This is a genomic window from Streptomyces sp. NBC_00554, from assembly GCF_041431135.1.
Lineage (GTDB): Bacteria > Actinomycetota > Actinomycetes > Streptomycetales > Streptomycetaceae > Streptomyces.
In genome coordinates this window covers 8572501-8589845 of record NZ_CP107799.1, presented here as the reverse complement: position 1 = coordinate 8589845, position 17345 = coordinate 8572501, and the positions used below count along the sequence as shown (strand labels likewise).

The window sequence follows — 17345 nt, the reverse complement described above, 5'->3', positions numbered from 1 at the left end:
GGCCGCCCAGACATAAGAGGGGCCGGCCCGGAGACGCACTCTCCGAACCGGCCCCGACGCGTATCCGAGGGTGGTTACTCCCCGTAAGCGTCCAAGTCCTGAACGCTGATCAGTCCTCGTAGGCATCCAGCGGCGGGCAGGAGCAGACCAGGTTCCGGTCGCCGTACGCCTGGTCGATGCGGCGCACCGGCGGCCAGTACTTGTCCGCGACCGAGACACCGGCCGGGAAGACGGCCTCCTCACGGCTGTAGGCGTGCTCCCACTCCCCGCCGAGCGAGGCAGCGGTGTGCGGAGCGTTGCGCAGCGGATTGCCGTCCGCCGCCCACTCGCCCGAGCCGACCTTCTCGATCTCCCCGCGGATGGCGATCATCGCCTCGCAGAACCGGTCGAGTTCCACCAGGTCCTCGGACTCGGTCGGCTCGATCATCAGCGTGCCGGCCACCGGGAACGACATCGTCGGCGCGTGGAACCCGTAGTCGATCAGCCGCTTGGCGATGTCGTCGACACTCACGCCGGTCGCCTTGGTCAGCGGCCGCAGGTCGATGATGCACTCGTGCGCGACGAGCCCGCCGGGACCGGTGTAGAGCACCGGGAAATGCGGCTCGAGGCGCTTGGCGATGTAGTTCGCGGAAAGCACGGCCACCTGCGTGGCGCGCTTCAGCCCCTCGCCTCCCATGAGCCGGACGTACGCCCACGAGATCGGCAGAATCCCGGCGGAGCCCCACGGAGCGGCCGAGATCGGACCGACACCCGTCTCGGGACCGGCCGCCGGCTGCAACGGGTGGTTCGGCAGGTACGGCGCCAGGTGCGCGCGCACACCGACCGGCCCGACGCCCGGACCGCCGCCGCCGTGCGGGATGCAGAACGTCTTGTGCAGGTTGAGGTGCGAGACGTCGCCGCCGAAGTGCCCCGGCTTGGCAAGCCCCACCAGGGCGTTGAGGTTGGCACCGTCCACGTACACCTGGCCACCCGCCTCGTGGACCTGCGCACAGATGTCGGCGACGTGCTCCTCGAAGACGCCATGCGTCGAGGGGTACGTGATCATCAGCACGGACAGCTCGTCGCGGTGCTGCTCGATCTTGGCGCGCAGATCCTCGACGTCGATCTCGCCGTCGTCCGCCGTCTTCACGACGACGACCTTCATGCCGGCCATCACGGCGCTCGCCGCGTTCGTGCCGTGCGCGGAGGACGGGATCAGACACACGGTGCGCTGCTCGTCACCGTTCGCGCGGTGGTATCCGCGTACGGCGAGCAGGCCGGCCAGCTCACCCTGCGACCCGGCGTTGGGCTGCAGCGACACCTTGTCGTACCCGGTGACCTCGGCGAGTTGCTCCTCCAGCTCACGGATGAGCGTGAGGTAGCCCTGCGCCTGCTCGGCGGGCGCGAAGGGGTGCAGCTGTCCGAACTCGGGCCAGGTGACCGGCTCCATCTCCGTCGTCGCGTTGAGCTTCATCGTGCAGGAGCCCAGCGGGATCATGCCGCGGTCGAGCGCGTAGTCACGGTCGGACAGCTTGCGCAGGTAGCGCAGCATCGCCGTCTCGGAGCGGTACTGGTGGAACACCGGGTGCGCGAGGTACTCGTCGGAGCGCAGCAGCGCTGCCGGAAGAGTGTCCTCGGCGGTCGAGTCCAGCGCCTCGACATCACCCTCGACACCGAACGCGGCCCACACGGCGGCCAGTTGCCTGCGCGTGGTGGTCTCGTCGCAGGAGATCGACACCCGGTCGGCGTCGACGAGGTGCAGGTTGACCCCCCGGTCACGCGCGCCCGCCACGATCTCGGCGGCCCGGCCCTGGACGCGTACGGTCAGCGTGTCGAAGTAGGCGCCGTGTACGACCTCTACTCCGCCGGCCTTCAGACCCTCGGCGAGGATCGTCGCGTACCGGTGCGTACGCCGAGCGATCGTCTTCAGCCCCTCGGGACCGTGGTAGACGGCATACATACCGGCCATCACGGCGAGCAGCACCTGAGCCGTACAGATGTTGCTCGTCGCCTTCTCACGGCGGATGTGCTGCTCCCGCGTCTGCAGGGCGAGGCGGTACGCCTTGTGCCCGTCCGCGTCGACGGACACACCCACGAGCCGCCCCGGAAGGCTGCGCGCGAACTTCTCGCGCACCGCCATGTACCCGGCGTGCGGCCCGCCGAAGGCCATCGGCACCCCGAACCGCTGCGTCGTACCGACCGCGATGTCCGCGTCCAGCTCGCCCGGCGAGGTCAGGAGGGTCAGGGCGAGCAGATCGGCGGCGACGGTGACGACCGCACCCAGCTCGTGCGCCTGCTCGATCAGCGGCTTGATGTCGCGTACGGCACCGGAGGCGCCCGGGTACTGGATCAGCACGCCGTTGATCTCACGCCCGGCGATCTCGGCGGGAATGCCCTCGCTCAGGTCGGCGACGACGACCTCGACACCGGTCGGCTCCGCGCGGGTCTGGATGACGGCGACGGTCTGCGGCAGCGCGTCCGCGTCGACCAGGAAGAGACCCTTCTTGTTCTTGCCCATGCGCCGGGACAGCGCCATCGCCTCGGCGGCCGCGGTGCTCTCGTCGAGCAGCGAGGCACCGGAGGTCGGCAGGCCGGTCAGCTCGGCGACGACGGTCTGGAAGTTCAGCAGCGCCTCGAGCCGGCCCTGCGAGATCTCCGGCTGGTAAGGCGTGTACGCCGTGTACCAGGCCGGGCTCTCCATGACGTTCCGCAGGATCACCGGCGGAGTGAAGGTCCCGTAGTAGCCGAGCCCGATCATCGAGTCGAGCACCTGGTTGCGGTCCGCGAGGGAACGCAGTTCGGCCAGTACCTCGGCCTCGGTACGCGCGCCCGGCAGCTCCAGCGCCTCGGCGTTCTTGATCACGTCCGGTACCGCGGTGGCCGTGAGCTCGTCGAGCGAGCCGTATCCGACCTGCGCGAGCATCTTGGCCCGTGCCTCGGTGTCGGGCCCGATATGGCGCTGCTCGAAGGGGATTCCCTGTTCGAGCTCGGAGAGCGGAATGCGAGGGGCGGTCATGGCGGAGGCCTCCTGGTCAGACGCGACCTTCGAGGGGCACCCCGGCACGGGTACCCCGACGGCCTCCCCCTCTGTCATCTCAACCTGAGAGCTTCACCGGACCGCCCGCCCACTGCGACCCGACTTTCACCGTCGGTGAGAGCGGGAGCCATCATCGGCACCCGCTCTGCTTTCCAGAGTGACCTCGTCCGTGCGGTACGTGGGCCTGAGAGATTCCGGGGAGGATTTGCTCCTTCGGCGTCCTCCGATGGTGTCTGGAGGACTCTCCCGCGCGGGGTCAGCAGCCGCTTGCCAGCGTACCAGCGAGGGCAACGCCCGGGCCTTCGAGTGGCCACCTTCCTGAATCTGCTCTTTTGTAGTGCTTACGGATGAGTTGCGACCAAATGGAGGGCACCGTGCAGACCGACATCGATCCGCGCAACCTGATCGGCCGCAAGGCATTCGACCGCAACGGCGCCAAGATCGGCACGATCGACGAGGTCTACCTCGACGACGCGACCGGGGTCCCGGAGTGGGCGGCCATACGAACGGGCCTGTTCAGCAGGGATGCCTTCGTACCCCTGGAGCCCAGCGAACTCATCGAAGGCACTCTGCGCATCCCCTTCGAACGGGCACTGATCAAGGACGCCCCCGACTTCGGCGTCGGCCGCCACCTCTCCCCCGAACAGGAACTCCAGCTCTACCACCACTACGGACTCGACGTGGCCTCCCCTCCGCCTCCACCGGACCGCGACTTCGGCCGCCTTGCGGGCACGGACGAGGCCTGACAGACCAACTCGGGCCCGGGTGACGCGCCCCTTTAGGGGCGCGGGGAACTGCGCGACCAGCCACTGACAGCCCGCAGCGCCCAACCGGGCTCAGCCGTCATGGCGGCGGCCGACGGTATCGACCACCAACGGCAACGGATCCGCCGGCTCCAGCTCCGGATCGTCGGTCCGGAACGTACGTACCCGCCCGGGCTCGGAGTACGGAGTCTCGAACCGAACGGTCACCCTCCCGAGCCCGCTCCCCTGCACCCACCCGTGCCCGAACTCGGCATGCCGCACATCGTGCCCCGCGGGCCACCGCCGCTCGGCGGGCGGCACCGGCTCGACAGCGCCGTCCTCCGGCGACTCCTCCTCGGCATGCTCCTGAGCCGCAAGCTCTCCCGCGGCGGCCTGGGCCTGCGCGAACAGGTCCTCCTGCGTGTAGTCGGCCAGCCCGGAGACGCCCACCCCGAGCAGCCGTACCCCACCGGTCGTGTCCACCACCTCCAGGAGCCGCGCGGCCGCCTCCCGCACCACCGCGGGGTCGTCCGTGGGCCCCCGCAGCGTCTCGGACCGCGTCAGCGTCGAGAAGTCGTACTTCCGCACCTTGAGCACGATGGTCCGCCCTGACAGCCCGGCTCCCCGCAACCGCTGCACACACCGGTCGGCGAGCCGCTGCACCTCCAGTCCGACCCGCACCCGGTCATGGATGTCCACGTCGTACGTGTCCTCGACGGACACCGACTTGGTCTCCCGCTCGGCCACCACGGGCCGGTCGTCGTGGGCCAGCGCCATCGCGTACAACGAGTGCCCGTGCGCCTTCCCCACCAGCCGTACGAGCTCGTCCTCGCCCGCCTCGGCAAGCTCCTCGACGGTGGTGATCCCGGCCCGCCGCAGATGGTCCCCGGTCGCGGGCCCCACACCCGGCAGCGTCCGCACCGACATGGGCCCCAGCAAGGCGCGCTCGGTCCCCGGCTCTATCAGCACCAGACCGTCGGGCTTGGCCTGCTCCGAGGCGATCTTCGCGAGCATCTTGGACGCGGCGAGCCCCACCGACCCCGTGAGCCCCGTGACGGCCCGGATGTCCGCACGCAGCTTCGCCCCGGTCAGTCGTGCCGATGCCTCGTCCCAGGCCGCTCCCTCGGCCTCCAGATCGACGAACGCCTCATCCAGGCTCAGCGGCTCCACCAGCGGCGACAGAGCCCTCAGTAGCCGCATCACCTGCTCGCTGACCTCCCGGTAGATCCCGAAGCGCGGCACGAGATACGCGGCGTTCGGTGCGAGCCGGCGCGCCTGGGCCATGGGCATCGCCGAGTGCACCCCGAAGACCCGTGCCTCGTACGAGCAGGTGGCGACGACTCCACGCGGTCCGAGCCCGCCCACGACGACCGCTTTCCCGCGCAGGCTCGGCTTGGCCGCCTGCTCCGCCGAGGCGAAGAAGGCATCCATGTCGAGATGCAGGATCGTGGGCGCGGTTCTCACATCTCCGATGCTGCCCTACGCCACTGACAATGCCCCGGCAAGCCGGGGCACCATCAGTCGGTTCCGCTCGGTTCCGTTCGGTTCCGCTCGTCAGACCGCGCGATTGCGCCGTCTCGCCAGCTCGTCCGCGGGGTTGTTCCCGAGGAGCGTCTCGCCGGTGTCCACGCGCTCGCCGTGCAGCTGCGAGAGCGCGCTCTCGACGTCCCGCCACACCACGCCCACGGCGATCCCGAAGACCCCCTGGCCGCCCTGGAGCAGCGCGTGGACCTCGTCCGGGGACGTGCACTCGTAGACCGTGGCCCCGTCGCTCATCAGCGTCATCCGCTCCAGATCCCGGAAGCCGCGCTCCCTGAGGTGCTGGACCGTGGTGCGGATGTTCTGCAGCGACACCCCGGTGTCCAGGAACCGCTTGACGATCTTCAGGACGACCACGTCCCGGAAGCTGTACAGCCGCTGCGTCCCCGACCCGTAAGCGGGCCGCACGCTCGGCTCGACCAGCCCGGTCCTCGCCCAGTAATCCAGTTGCCGATAGGTGATGCCCGCGGCAGCGCACGCCGTGGGACCGCGGTAGCCGATCTCCTCGGAAACCGCTCCTCCCTCACCCGGCACTGCCGTCGGCCGCCGCGGACTGTGATCGGCCGCCGCGCTGCCATGAAGCGGGTACGGGCCGCTCTCCCCCAGACCGCGTCCGGGGGCACCCCCAGCCGTACCGTCGCCGCTGCTTCTCACGCCGACCTCCGTCCTTGACCTGCCTTCTCGACGGTAGGCAGTCACCAGGGGTGCGTCAACGATCGCCACACTCGGCACGCCGAGTGATAATCACCCTAGGAGTGGTTTCCCGCACCCCACCGCGGGGAAAGGCTAGCCGAATGCTCTCTGAGCGGGCCGCGGCACACCACACTGGCCGCTGGCAATTGCCGCTCGGAGCCCTCCGAGGCGCCGCGCCATCACTGGCTGTTGGTGCCGAAGTCCTCGGGCGAGATCTGGTCGAGGAACTCGCGGAACTTCTCCACTTCGTCCTCCTGCTCGTCCGGGATCGCGATACCGGCGTCGTCGAGCACGCCGTCACTGCCGTAGATCGGCGTCCCGGTACGCAGGGCCAGCGCTATGGCGTCAGAGGGCCGGGCACTCACCTCGACCCCGCTGGCGAACACCAACTCGGCGTAGAACACGCCCTCACGCAGGTCCGTGATGCGCACTTCGGTGAGCTCCTGGCCGACGGCTTCCAGCACGTCCTTGAACAGGTCGTGGGTCAACGGGCGCGCCGGGGCCATGCCCTGCTGGGCGAAGGCGATCGCGGTCGCCTCCCCCGGTCCGATCCAGATGGGGAGGTAGCGATCGCCTCCCACTTCACGCAGAAGCACGATCGGTTGGTTGGAGGGCATTTCGACCCGGACACCTACGACATCGAGCTCGTTCACACAGCAACCCTAGGCCGTGCCCGGGACGTTTGGGTAGTCGGGCACGGAACAGGTGGGCGATCCGACGCCCGCCGAGCGCCCGGAGTCAGGGCAGACGCACGCCGAGCGCGGTCTGCACTAGCGCGGCGTGCAGCTTCACCGTGAGCCCCGCCAGCTCCTTCGTACGCGCCTCGGCGTGCGCCCTTGTCTGCGGATTGCGGTGCCGCCGCAGCGGGGCCACCACCTGGTCGACCAGCCCGGCGTCACGCTCGGCCGCGGCCTTCATCGCACGCAGATGGCGCGGCTCGATCCCGAACCGCCCCAGCTCGACGACGAGCGCGGCGACGGTCACCGCCTCGGCGTCGTACGCCCCGTCCGACAGCGGCGCGATGAGCCCGTACGACTCCCACTCCTCGAGTTCCTGATCACCGATCTCGGCGGCGGCCAGCAGCTCGGCACGGCCCACCCGGGCGGCCGTGGGCGCTTCGGGCCCGCCGAACAGCTCCCCCTCGCCGGAATCGCGCTGACGCCCCACGGACGGCAGCCGGACCGGCTCACCACGCTCCAGGGCGTCCAGGTACTCACGGATGACCTTCAGGGGCAGATAGTGGTCCCGCTGCATCCTCAGCACATGGCCGAGGCGCTCGACGTCGTTGGCGCTGAACTTGCGATACCCCGAGGGGGTCCGCTGCGGCTCGATGAGCCCCTCCGACTCCAGAAACCTGATCTTGGAGATCGTGACTTCGGGGAACTCGTCGCGCAGTACGTTGAGCACCGTGCCGATGCTCATCAGCCCACTGTCCACGGCGGCGGTACCGGTGTCGGCACCGCCGCTCGGTGTTTGAAGCATGGACCTTCCTGGGGGTCCCCCCGGACGCAGCCCGGGGGAGGGTCAGATGCCCCGCTGGCTCGCGTAGAAGACCAGCCGGTACTTGCCGATCTGCACCTCGTCGCCGTTCGAGAGGGCGACCGAGTCGATCCGCTCCCTGTTGACGTATGTGCCGTTGAGGCTGCCCACGTCTGCCACGGTGAATGAGCCGTCACCGACGCGGCGGAACTCCACGTGGCGGCGTGACACGGTCACGTCGTCCAGAAAGATGTCGCTCTGCGGATGACGCCCGGCCGTGGTCAGCTCGCCGTCCAGCAGGAAGCGGCTGCCCGAGTTCGGGCCGCGGCGCACCACCAGGAGCGCCGAGCCGAGCGGCAGCGCGTCGACGGCCGCCTGCGCCTCCGGGGAGAGCGCCGGCGAGAGCGTCTGGCCCGTCACCTCGGCGTCGTAGGCCTCGAGGCCCGAAATGGAGATCGTGGACGTCGTCTCGGACGGACGCTCCGGGGTCACCCCGCTCCGCAGCGGAGCACCGCAGTTGGAGCAGAAACGGCTGTTTTCCGCGTTGCGGTTACCGCACCTCGTACACACCAGGGCCGACATCGACGGATCCTCCTGCCGCGGCTGCCCTCCAGGGGCATGGGACGCGTACGGGTCGGAGGGAAACCCTCCACCCGTACTTGAGGCTGACGGGTCCCCGAAACCTATGCGGCCGGACTGGGCAGGGTCAACAGACGGCGCGCCCTGACCACCGGAAATGTCACCACCGACCTGGTCCCGGAACAGCGGGCGCTCGCCCCCCTGGTCCTCCGCGTCTCCATGGCGTGGTGCACGATGGCGGGCAGTGGCGTTGTCGCCGCCCTCTCCTCGTGCGCTCTTGCCGAACAACTTCCCAAACAACTTCACGGGCGATTCCCCTTGACCGAAATAGACCCGCCCGTGGGGCAGGACGAACCCTGACTGAACACACCGGTCGAGCCGGACACCCTCACAACGTCCGTATCCACCTGACAGTTTCCACCACGCACCACCCATTCGGTGCGCCGACCCCCCGCAACCTCATGCCCTGGCCGGGTGCCCCTCATGCGGCCCCGCCTCACTGGGACGACCGAGCGTAGTCAGGCTGCTTCGCCGGTCGCAAGGCGTCCACCACGATCTTCGTCGAGGGCTCCACCGTGACGGTGGCCTGCTCCTTCTCCAGTGTCTGCACCACGCCTCCGGGGATGTTGAGCGCCGGCTCCAGGTCCTGCGACTTGCCGATGACCTTGAAACGGTAGGGCTGGGTGATCTTGTTCCCGTCCACGTTCACCCCCTTGTCGGAATCCGTCAGATAGGTGCTTGCGACGACCCGTACACCGTTCACCTGGATCGCCTCCGCACCTGCCGCACGCAACTCCTGGATCGCGTCGAGCAGCATGTCCGCCTCGACCGTCCCTTTGCTGTCGTTGATCGTCAGAGTGATGCCGGGGCCCTGCGCGGCCACCGTGCCCGCCAGAATGCCGAGTTGCTTCTCCCTCTCGACGGTCTGCTTGCGAGCCTCCTCGGCCTGGTCCGAACTGTTCTCCAACTCGGTGCGCTGATCCTCGAGACCCTGCTTCTCGTCCTCAAGACGCTGTGTACGGCTGTCCAGTTCATCGAGGATGCGTACGAGATCTTCCTGACGTGCGCCGCGCAGGGCACTACCACTGTCGCTGTTGGACGCCACCTGGACGGCCAGACCGAAACCGAGGCCGAACAGCAGCAGGGCGACGATGAGTTGCGCGCGCGACACGCGCGGCGGCCACAGCCCCTTCACCAGTCGCTGACGGCCGGTCAGCGTCGGCTCGCCGCCCGCTTCCTTCTCCTCCGGCACCTTTGGCGCGGGAGCCGTGGCCCGGATCTCTTCGGGAAGTTCCTTGCGCAGACGATTCTCCGGAGTCCCGGAGGCCGTCGATGCCTCGTCGTCGTTGCTCATCGGCCTCACGCCCGGAACACGTGCCGGCGGATCGCCGCGGCATTGGAGAAGATACGGATGCCGAGGACGACCACGACGCCGGTGGAGAGCTGGGCGCCCACACCCAACTTGTCGCCCAGGAAGACGATCAGCGCGGCCACGACCACGTTCGACAGGAACGACACCACGAAGACCTTGTCGTCGAAGATGCCGTCGAGCATCGCGCGCAGGCCTCCGAACACGGCGTCGAGCGCCGCCACCACGGCGATCGGGAGATAAGGCTCGACGACTGCCGGAACCTCGGGCCGGACCAACAATCCAGCCACGACTCCCACGACGAGGCCCAGTACGGCGATCACGATGTGCCCTTCTCTGTGCTCGGCTGTGCTGTACGTACGATCACACTCGGTGCGGCGGCCAACCGGACGTCGTCCTGGACGGAAATGCTGGTCCGGATCCCGTAGTTCTCCTGCAGGGCATGCAGATACAGCCCGTCGGCACTGTTCTGGAACCGGGTGCTGAGCCGCTGACCGTCTCCCACCGCGAGCACCGTGTACGGCGGCACCAGCGGCTTGTTGTCGACCAGTATCGCGTCACCCGCTGCCCGGATCGCCGACAGGGCCGTCAGCCGCTGACCGTTGATCGAGATGGCCTCGGCACCCGACTCCCACAGCCCGTTGACGACCCGCTGCATGTCACGGTCACGCACACGTCCGGTGTCGGAGAACCCGGAGGTCTCCCGCGGGTCACCGTCGCCGTCCTGGCTGGCTTCCTTGGCGTCGTCCACGACGAGCTTCACGCCGGGGCCGTGCACCGCGGTGGCGCCCGACAGAATGCCCACCAGATCGGCCTGCTCGCCGCCCCCGTCCGACTTCAGCGCTGCACGCTGCCGCGCGCTCACATCGGCGCGCAAAGTATCGACATTGTCTTCGAGCTTGTCCGCGGCCGAGGTCTCGCGCTCGATACGGTCGATGAGTTCCTGGCGCTCCTTGGCGATGACAGGCGCCGAGATCCGTGCGTTCGCCGCTCCCAGGGTCACCACCAGGGCCGCCAGGACGAGGCCGGCCGCCAGACCGAGCTTGGCCCGTACCGTCTTCGGCATTCCGCCAGCGCCCTCGGCCTGCTTCCGGGCAGCCGCCTCGGCGTAACCGTCGTCGAGGCTGTGGTCCATGACATTGGTGAGCAGCGACATGGAGGCGTCCGGGCGCGACGGGCGCGTAGGACTGCTCCGAACGGGGGGCTGCTGCGGCATGCCGCACATCGTCGCACGTCGCGGGCGCTACCTCCGAATGGCCCCACCGGCGTGCCGGACAGGCCCCCTTGGGGGCACTTGTCCGACACGCGCGCGTGCTAGGTGTTTCAGCGACCGGCGCTGTCCACGACCGCCGACCACTCGTCGAGCAGGGCCTCCGCGGAGGCATCGTCAGGACCTTCGGCCCACAGATGCGTAACCGCCTCGGCGGGATCCGGAAGCACCATCACCCAGCGCCCGTCTGTCTCCACCACCCGTACACCGTCGGTCGTGTCGACAAAGCGATCACCGGCCTCCTCCACGACCCGGCGCATGACAAGTCCCTTCACAGCCCAGGGAGTCGCGAGATCCCGCTTGAGCACATGCGCCCGCGGAATCCGCGCATCGATCTGGCTGAGCGTGAGCTGCGTCCGCGCCACCAGCCCGATCAGTCGTACGAACGCCGCCGCGCCGTCGAAGACGCTGCTGAACTCCGGAATGATGAAGCCACCGCGGCCGTCACCGCCGAAGATCGTCGACTCGTCCCGCCCGACTCTCGTCAGATCGTCCGGAGACGTCGTCGTCCAGTCCACCTGTGTCCCGTGATACGCCGCTACCTGCTCCGCGATCCGGGTGGTGGTCACCGGCAGCGCCACCCGCCCACTGCGCCGCTCCGCGGCCACCAGGTCGAGCATCACGAGCAGAGCCCGGTCGTCCTCGACGATCCGCCCCTTCTCGTCCACGAGCGAGAGCCGCTCACCCACCGGGTCGAAACGCACCCCGAACGCGGCCCGCGCGGACGCCACGATCTCACCGAGCCGCACAAGCCCGGACCGCCGCGCATCCGCCGTCTCGGTCGGCCTGGACTCGTCCAGACCGGGATTGATGACAAGCGAGTCGACCCCGAGCTTGCCCAGCAAGCTGGGCAGCACAAGCCCCGCGCTACCGTTCGACGCGTCCACGACGACCTTGAGCCCGGACTCGGTGATACCCGTCGTGTCGACATTCCTCAGCAACGACCCGGTGTACGAGTCGAAGACACTCGCCGGGAAGTGCAGATCCCCGATCTCACCGGGGAACGCACGCCGATACTCCTGCCGCGCGAACACCCGGTCGAGCTTCCGCTGACTCGCCTGCGACAGATCAGCACCCTGCCCGTCGAAGAACATGATGTCGACGGAGTCCGGCACACCGGGCGTCGTCCGGATCATGATCCCGCCGGCGCTTCCCCTGGCGGTCTGCTGCCGGGCCACCGGCAGCGGTACGTTCTCCAGATCGCGTACGTCGATGGCGCTGGCCTGCAGCGCCGAGATGACCGCCCGCTTCAGCGCACGAGCACCTCGGGAGTGATCACGGGCCGTCGTGACGGTGGAGCCCTTTTTGAGCGTCGTCGCGTAGGCTCCCGCGAGCCGCACGGCGAGTTCCGGGGTGATCTCCACATTCAGGATCCCGGACACTCCACGGGCGCCGAAGAGATGCGCCTGGCCCCGCGACTCCCAGATCACCGACGTATTGACGAAGGCGCCGGCCTCGATGGTCTTGAACGGGTAGACGCGGACATTGCCCTGGATGATCGATTCTTCACCGACGAGGCACTCGTCACCGATGACGGCGCCGTCCTCGATCCGCGCGGCCCGCATGATGTCGGTGTTCTTTCCGATCACGCAGCCACGCAGATTGCTGTGCTGACCGATGTACACGTTGTCGTGCACAACGGCCCGGTGAAGGAAGGCTCCTGTCTTGACGACGACGTTGGAACCGATGACGGTGTGCTCGCGGATTTCGACGTCCGCCTCGACCTTGGCGTAGTCGCCGATGTAAAGCGGTCCCCGCAGAACAGCGTCGGGGTGCACCTCGGCACCCTCGGCGACCCATACGCCCGGCGAGATCTCGAAGCCGTCGATTTCGACGTCGACCTTGCCCTCCAGGACATCGGCCTGCGCCTTCACATAGCTCTCGTGGGTGCCGACGTCCTCCCAGTAGCCCTCGGCGATATAGCCGTAAACAGGCTTGCCTTCTTTCATCAGCTGAGGGAAGACATCGCCGGACCAGTCGACGGAGACATCGGCCTCGACGTAGTCGAAGACCTCGGGTTCCATGACGTAGATACCGGTGTTCACCGTGTCCGAGAACACCTGGCCCCAGGTCGGCTTCTCCAGGAAGCGCTCGACCTTGCCCTCTTCATCCACGATGGTGATGCCGAACTCAAGAGGATTCGGTACGCGCGTCAAGCAGACGGTGACCAGCGCGCCCTTTTCCTTGTGGAAATTGATGAGGTCGGTGAGGTCGAAGTCGGTCAGGGCATCACCGGAGATCACTAGGAAGGTGTCGTCCTTCAACGCCTCCTCGGCGTTCTTGACGCTCCCGGCAGTACCGAGTGGCTTCTCCTCATTGGCATAGGTGAGCTCCATGCCGAGCTCCTCGCCGTCACCGAAGTAGTTCTTGACGAGAGAGGCCAAGAACTGAACAGTTACGACGGTCTCGTTGAGCCCATGCCTTTTGAGCAGCCGTAGCACATGCTCCATGATCGGGCGATTGGCCACGGGCAGGAGCGGCTTGGGCATGCTTGAGGTCATGGGACGAAGGCGTGTGCCTTCGCCTCCGGCCATCACGACGGCCTTCATGTCGGAAGCGTCCTCCTTGAAGAGACGACGGTCTAGCCGACTTCACCCGTCCAAATTGTCCCGCACTTTTCGTCCGCGGGCCATCGAGCCACTACAGCCGCGCAATGGGCGAGCTCAATCGGTTGTGGCGTCCACCCTGACAAGGCGGCGGACCTGAACCACGTAGAGGACTCCTGCCCACCAGTAGAGCGTTGTACCCCATCCGGCGAACGCCCATCCGAAAATAGCACCGAGTGACGCGATCCATCCACTTGCGTCGCTGAGCAGCAACAACGGGAAGGCGTACATCAAGTTGAAGGTGGCCGCCTTCCCCAGGAAGTTCACCTGCGGCGGCGGATAGCCGTGGCGTCTGAGGATGCCCACCATCACCAACAGAACCAGTTCACGCGCCAGTAGGACAGCGGTCAACCACAGCGGGAGAATCTCACGCCAGGTGAGGCCCACGAGAGTGGACAGAATGTAGAGCCGGTCGGCTGCGGGATCGAGTAGCCGGCCAAGGCTGCTGATCTGGTTCCAGCGGCGAGCCAGCTTCCCGTCCAGATAGTCACTGATGCCGCTCAGCATGAGCACCAGGAGTGCCCATCCGTCGCTCTTGGGGCCGCCGAACTCAGGCCAGAGGATCAGCCACAGGAAGACGGGCACACCGACGAGGCGCGCCATGCTGAGGATGTTCGGGATGGTGAGGACCCGGTCTGTCTGGACGCGAGTCTCCTGGACCTCCACCCGGGGGCCTCCTGTGGGAAACGAGCCAATGATGCCCCCTGACCTTACCCGCAGCTCTGACGCTGTTGTACGGAGGGGTGGAGGCGTCACCAGAAAACAAAAAAGCTCCGGCTCTTGGGCGATTAGCCCAAGAGCCGGAGCTCTAAAGATAGTTCGGCGGCGTCCTACTCTCCCACAGGGTCCCCCCTGCAGTACCATCGGCGCTGTGAGGCTTAGCTTCCGGGTTCGGAATGTAACCGGGCGTTTCCCTCACGCTATGACCACCGAAACACGGTGAAACTTGTCAACCGGAGCCGTGGCATGGCTACGACGGTTGTTCGTGGTTTCAGAACCAACACAGTGGACGCGAGCAACTGAGGACAAGCCCTCGGCCTATTAGTACCAGTCAGCTTCGCCCATTACTGGGCTTCCACATCTGGCCTATCAACCCAGTCGTCTACTGGGAGCCTTAACCCCTCAAGGGGGTGGGAATACTCATCTCGAAGCAGGCTTCCCGCTTAGATGCTTTCAGCGGTTATCCCTCCCGAACGTAGCCAACCAGCTATGCCCTTGGCAGGACAACTGGCACACCAGAGGTTCGTCCGTCCCGGTCCTCTCGTACTAGGGACAGCCCTTCTCAATATTCCTGCGCGCGCAGCGGATAGGGACCGAACTGTCTCACGACGTTCTAAACCCAGCTCGCGTACCGCTTTAATGGGCGAACAGCCCAACCCTTGGGACCGACTCCAGCCCCAGGATGCGACGAGCCGACATCGAGGTGCCAAACCATCCCGTCGATATGGACTCTTGGGGAAGATCAGCCTGTTATCCCCGGGGTACCTTTTATCCGTTGAGCGACGGCGCTTCCACAAGCCACCGCCGGATCACTAGTCCCGACTTTCGTCCCTGCTCGACCCGTCGGTCTCACAGTCAAGCTCCCTTGTGCACTTACACTCAACACCTGATTACCAACCAGGCTGAGGGAACCTTTGGGCGCCTCCGTTACTCTTTAGGAGGCAACCGCCCCAGTTAAACTACCCATCAGACACTGTCCCTGATCCGGATCACGGACCCAGGTTAGACATCCAGCACGACCAGACTGGTATTTCAACGACGACTCCACCTGAGCTGGCGCTCAAGCTTCACAGTCTCCCAGCTATCCTACACAAGCCGAACCGAACACCAATATCAAACTATAGTAAAGGTCCCGGGGTCTTTCCGTCCTGCTGCGCGAAACGAGCATCTTTACTCGTAGTGCAATTTCACCGGGCCTATGGTTGAGACAGTCGAGAAGTCGTTACGCCATTCGTGCAGGTCGGAACTTACCCGACAAGGAATTTCGCTACCTTAGGATGGTTATAGTTACCACCGCCGTTTACTGGCGCTTAAGTTCTCAGCTTCGCCACCCCGAAGAGTGACTAACCGGTCCCCTTAACGTTCCAGCACCGGGCAGGCGTCAGTCCGTATACATCGCCTTACGGCTTCGCACGGACCTGTGTTTTTAGTAAACAGTCGCTTCTCGCTGGTCTCTGCGGCCACCCCCAGCTCAAGCAGCAAGTGCTATCACCGGTGATGGCCCCCTTCTCCCGAAGTTACGGGGGCATTTTGCCGAGTTCCTTAACCATAGTTCACCCGAACGCCTCGGTATTCTCTACCTGACCACCTGAGTCGGTTTAGGGTACGGGCCGCCATGAAACTCGCTAGAGGCTTTTCTCGACAGCATAGGATCATCCACTTCACCACAATCGGCTCGGCATCAGGTCTCAGCCTTAATGTGCGACGGATTTACCTATCACACGGCCTACACCCTTACCCCGGGACAACCACCGCCCGGGATGGACTACCTTCCTGCGTCACCCCATCACTCACCTACTACCAGCTCGGGTCACCGGCTCCACCACTTCCCTCAACTCCGAAGAGATCAGGACGGCTTCACGGGCTTAGCATTACTGGATTCAATGTTTGACGCTTCACAGCGGGTACCGGAATATCAACCGGTTATCCATCGACTACGCCTGTCGGCCTCGCCTTAGGTCCCGACTTACCCTGGGCAGATCAGCTTGACCCAGGAACCCTTAGTCAATCGGCGCACACGTTTCTCACGTGTGTATCGCTACTCATGCCTGCATTCTCACTCGTGAACCGTCCACCACTAGCTTCCGCTGCGGCTTCACCCGGCACACGACGCTCCCCTACCCATCCCAGCCCCCGTTGGGGGTATGTGCTGGAATGACACGACTTCGGCGGTACGCTTGAGCCCCGCTACATTGTCGGCGCGGAATCACTAGACCAGTGAGCTATTACGCACTCTTTCAAGGGTGGCTGCTTCTAAGCCAACCTCCTGGTTGTCTGTGCGACTCCACATCCTTTCCCACTTAGCGTACGCTTAGGGGCCTTAGTCGATGCTCTGGGCTGTTTCCCTCTCGACCATGGAGCTTATCCCCCACAGTCTCACTGCCGTGCTCTCACTTACCGGCATTCGGAGTTTGGCTAAGGTCAGTAACCCGGTAGGGCCCATCGCCTATCCAGTGCTCTACCTCCGGCAAGAAACACACGACGCTGCACCTAAATGCATTTCGGGGAGAACCAGCTATCACGGAGTTTGATTGGCCTTTCACCCCTAACCACAGGTCATCCCCCAGGTTTTCAACCCTGGTGGGTTCGGTCCTCCACGACCTCTTACAGCCGCTTCAACCTGCCCATGGCTAGATCACTCCGCTTCGGGTCTTGAGCGCGCTACTAAATCGCCCTATTCGGACTCGCTTTCGCTACGGCTTCCCCACACGGGTTAACCTCGCAACACACCGCAAACTCGCAGGCTCATTCTTCAAAAGGCACGCAGTCACGAGAGTGCATGCAAGCATGCACTCCGACGCTCCCACGGCTTGTAGGCACACGGTTTCAGGTACTATTTCACTCCGCTCCCGCGGTACTTTTCACCATTCCCTCACGGTACTATCCGCTATCGGTCACCAGGGAATATTTAGGCTTAGCGGGTGGTCCCGCCAGATTCACACGGGATTTCTCGGGCCCCGTGCTACTTGGGTGTTTCTCAAACGAGCCGTTGACGTTTCGACTACGGGGGTCTTACCCTCTACGCCGGACCTTTCGCATGTCCTTCGCCTACATCAACGGTTTCTGACTCGTCTCACGATCGGCAGACCGTGAAAGAGAAATCCCACAACCCCATATACGCAACCCCTGCCGGGTCTCACACGCATATGGTTTAGCCTCATCCAGTTTCGCTCGCCACTACTCCCGGAATCACGGTTGTTTTCTCTTCCTGCGGGTACTGAGATGTTTCACTTCCCCGCGTTCCCTCCACATACCCTATGTGTTCAGGTATGGGTGACAGCCCATGACGACTGCCGGGTTTCCCCATTCGGAAACCCCCGGATCAAAGCCT

The 17345-nt window shown here is 65.7% G+C and carries 12 protein-coding genes, 2 rRNA genes and 1 riboswitch (1 of these 15 running past the window's edge); of the genes, 1 reads left to right on the top strand and 13 read right to left on the bottom strand.

Annotated elements, in window-relative coordinates; translation table 11 throughout:
• Positions 1-109: 109 nt before the first annotated feature.
• On the bottom strand, positions 110-2995 hold the full coding sequence (gene gcvP, locus OG266_RS37915; RefSeq protein WP_371551252.1) for an aminomethyl-transferring glycine dehydrogenase: 2886 nt from the start codon (positions 2993-2995) through the stop codon (positions 110-112).
• Between the two features lie 183 nt (positions 2996-3178).
• Positions 3179-3275, bottom strand: a riboswitch (glycine riboswitch).
• 115 nt (positions 3276-3390) lie between these two features.
• Here gcvP and OG266_RS37910 point away from each other — a divergent pair.
• Positions 3391-3762 carry a PRC-barrel domain-containing protein gene (locus tag OG266_RS37910; protein WP_266467979.1) on the top strand — a complete coding sequence of 124 codons (372 nt, stop codon included), beginning with the start codon at positions 3391-3393 and terminating at the stop codon, positions 3760-3762.
• A 90-nt stretch (positions 3763-3852) separates the two neighbouring features.
• On the opposite strand, the gene OG266_RS37905 is transcribed toward OG266_RS37910, so the two are convergent.
• From OG266_RS37905 to OG266_RS37850, 12 genes are all read right to left on the bottom strand, one after another.
• Positions 3853-5223 (bottom strand): DNA polymerase IV, encoded by a 1371-nt coding sequence (locus tag OG266_RS37905; RefSeq protein WP_371551250.1) that lies wholly within the window; start codon positions 5221-5223, stop codon positions 3853-3855.
• A gap of 90 nt (positions 5224-5313) precedes the next feature.
• On the bottom strand, positions 5314-5952 hold the full coding sequence (locus tag OG266_RS37900) for a MerR family transcriptional regulator (RefSeq protein WP_266467973.1): 639 nt from the start codon (positions 5950-5952) through the stop codon (positions 5314-5316).
• Between the two features lie 218 nt (positions 5953-6170).
• The gene (locus OG266_RS37895) at positions 6171-6644 is read right to left on the bottom strand and encodes a bifunctional nuclease family protein (RefSeq protein WP_006123076.1); all 474 of its coding nucleotides are present in this window, start codon (positions 6642-6644) and stop codon (positions 6171-6173) included.
• Between the two features lie 85 nt (positions 6645-6729).
• Positions 6730-7473, bottom strand: coding sequence for a MerR family transcriptional regulator (locus OG266_RS37890; RefSeq protein ID WP_266467968.1), 744 nt, complete (start codon positions 7471-7473; stop codon positions 6730-6732).
• A gap of 42 nt (positions 7474-7515) precedes the next feature.
• A complete protein-coding gene (locus OG266_RS37885; RefSeq protein WP_266467964.1) occupies positions 7516-8484 on the bottom strand; it encodes an FHA domain-containing protein in 969 nt (322 codons plus the stop codon).
• Positions 8485-8545: 61 nt separating this feature from the next.
• Entirely contained in the window at positions 8546-9403 is an 858-nt protein-coding gene (locus tag OG266_RS37880) for a DUF881 domain-containing protein (protein ID WP_371551248.1), read from the bottom strand.
• 5 nt (positions 9404-9408) lie between these two features.
• Positions 9409-9741, bottom strand: coding sequence for a small basic family protein (locus tag OG266_RS37875; RefSeq protein ID WP_003988855.1), 333 nt, complete (start codon positions 9739-9741; stop codon positions 9409-9411).
• Positions 9738-10643, bottom strand: a complete 906-nt coding sequence (locus OG266_RS37870; RefSeq protein ID WP_371551240.1) for a DUF881 domain-containing protein — start codon at positions 10641-10643, stop codon at positions 9738-9740. The genes OG266_RS37875 and OG266_RS37870 overlap by 4 nt, the downstream gene beginning before the upstream one ends.
• Positions 10644-10741: 98 nt before the next feature.
• Entirely contained in the window at positions 10742-13237 is a 2496-nt protein-coding gene (locus tag OG266_RS37865; RefSeq protein ID WP_266467956.1) for a mannose-1-phosphate guanyltransferase, read from the bottom strand.
• A 114-nt stretch (positions 13238-13351) separates the two neighbouring features.
• Positions 13352-13960 (bottom strand): CDP-alcohol phosphatidyltransferase family protein, encoded by a 609-nt coding sequence (locus tag OG266_RS37860; RefSeq protein ID WP_266467953.1) that lies wholly within the window; start codon positions 13958-13960, stop codon positions 13352-13354.
• A gap of 151 nt (positions 13961-14111) precedes the next feature.
• Positions 14112-14228, bottom strand: a 5S ribosomal RNA gene (rrf, locus tag OG266_RS37855).
• Between the two features lie 87 nt (positions 14229-14315).
• Positions 14316-17345: ribosomal RNA gene (locus OG266_RS37850) — 23S ribosomal RNA — on the bottom strand (it continues 94 nt past the right edge of the window).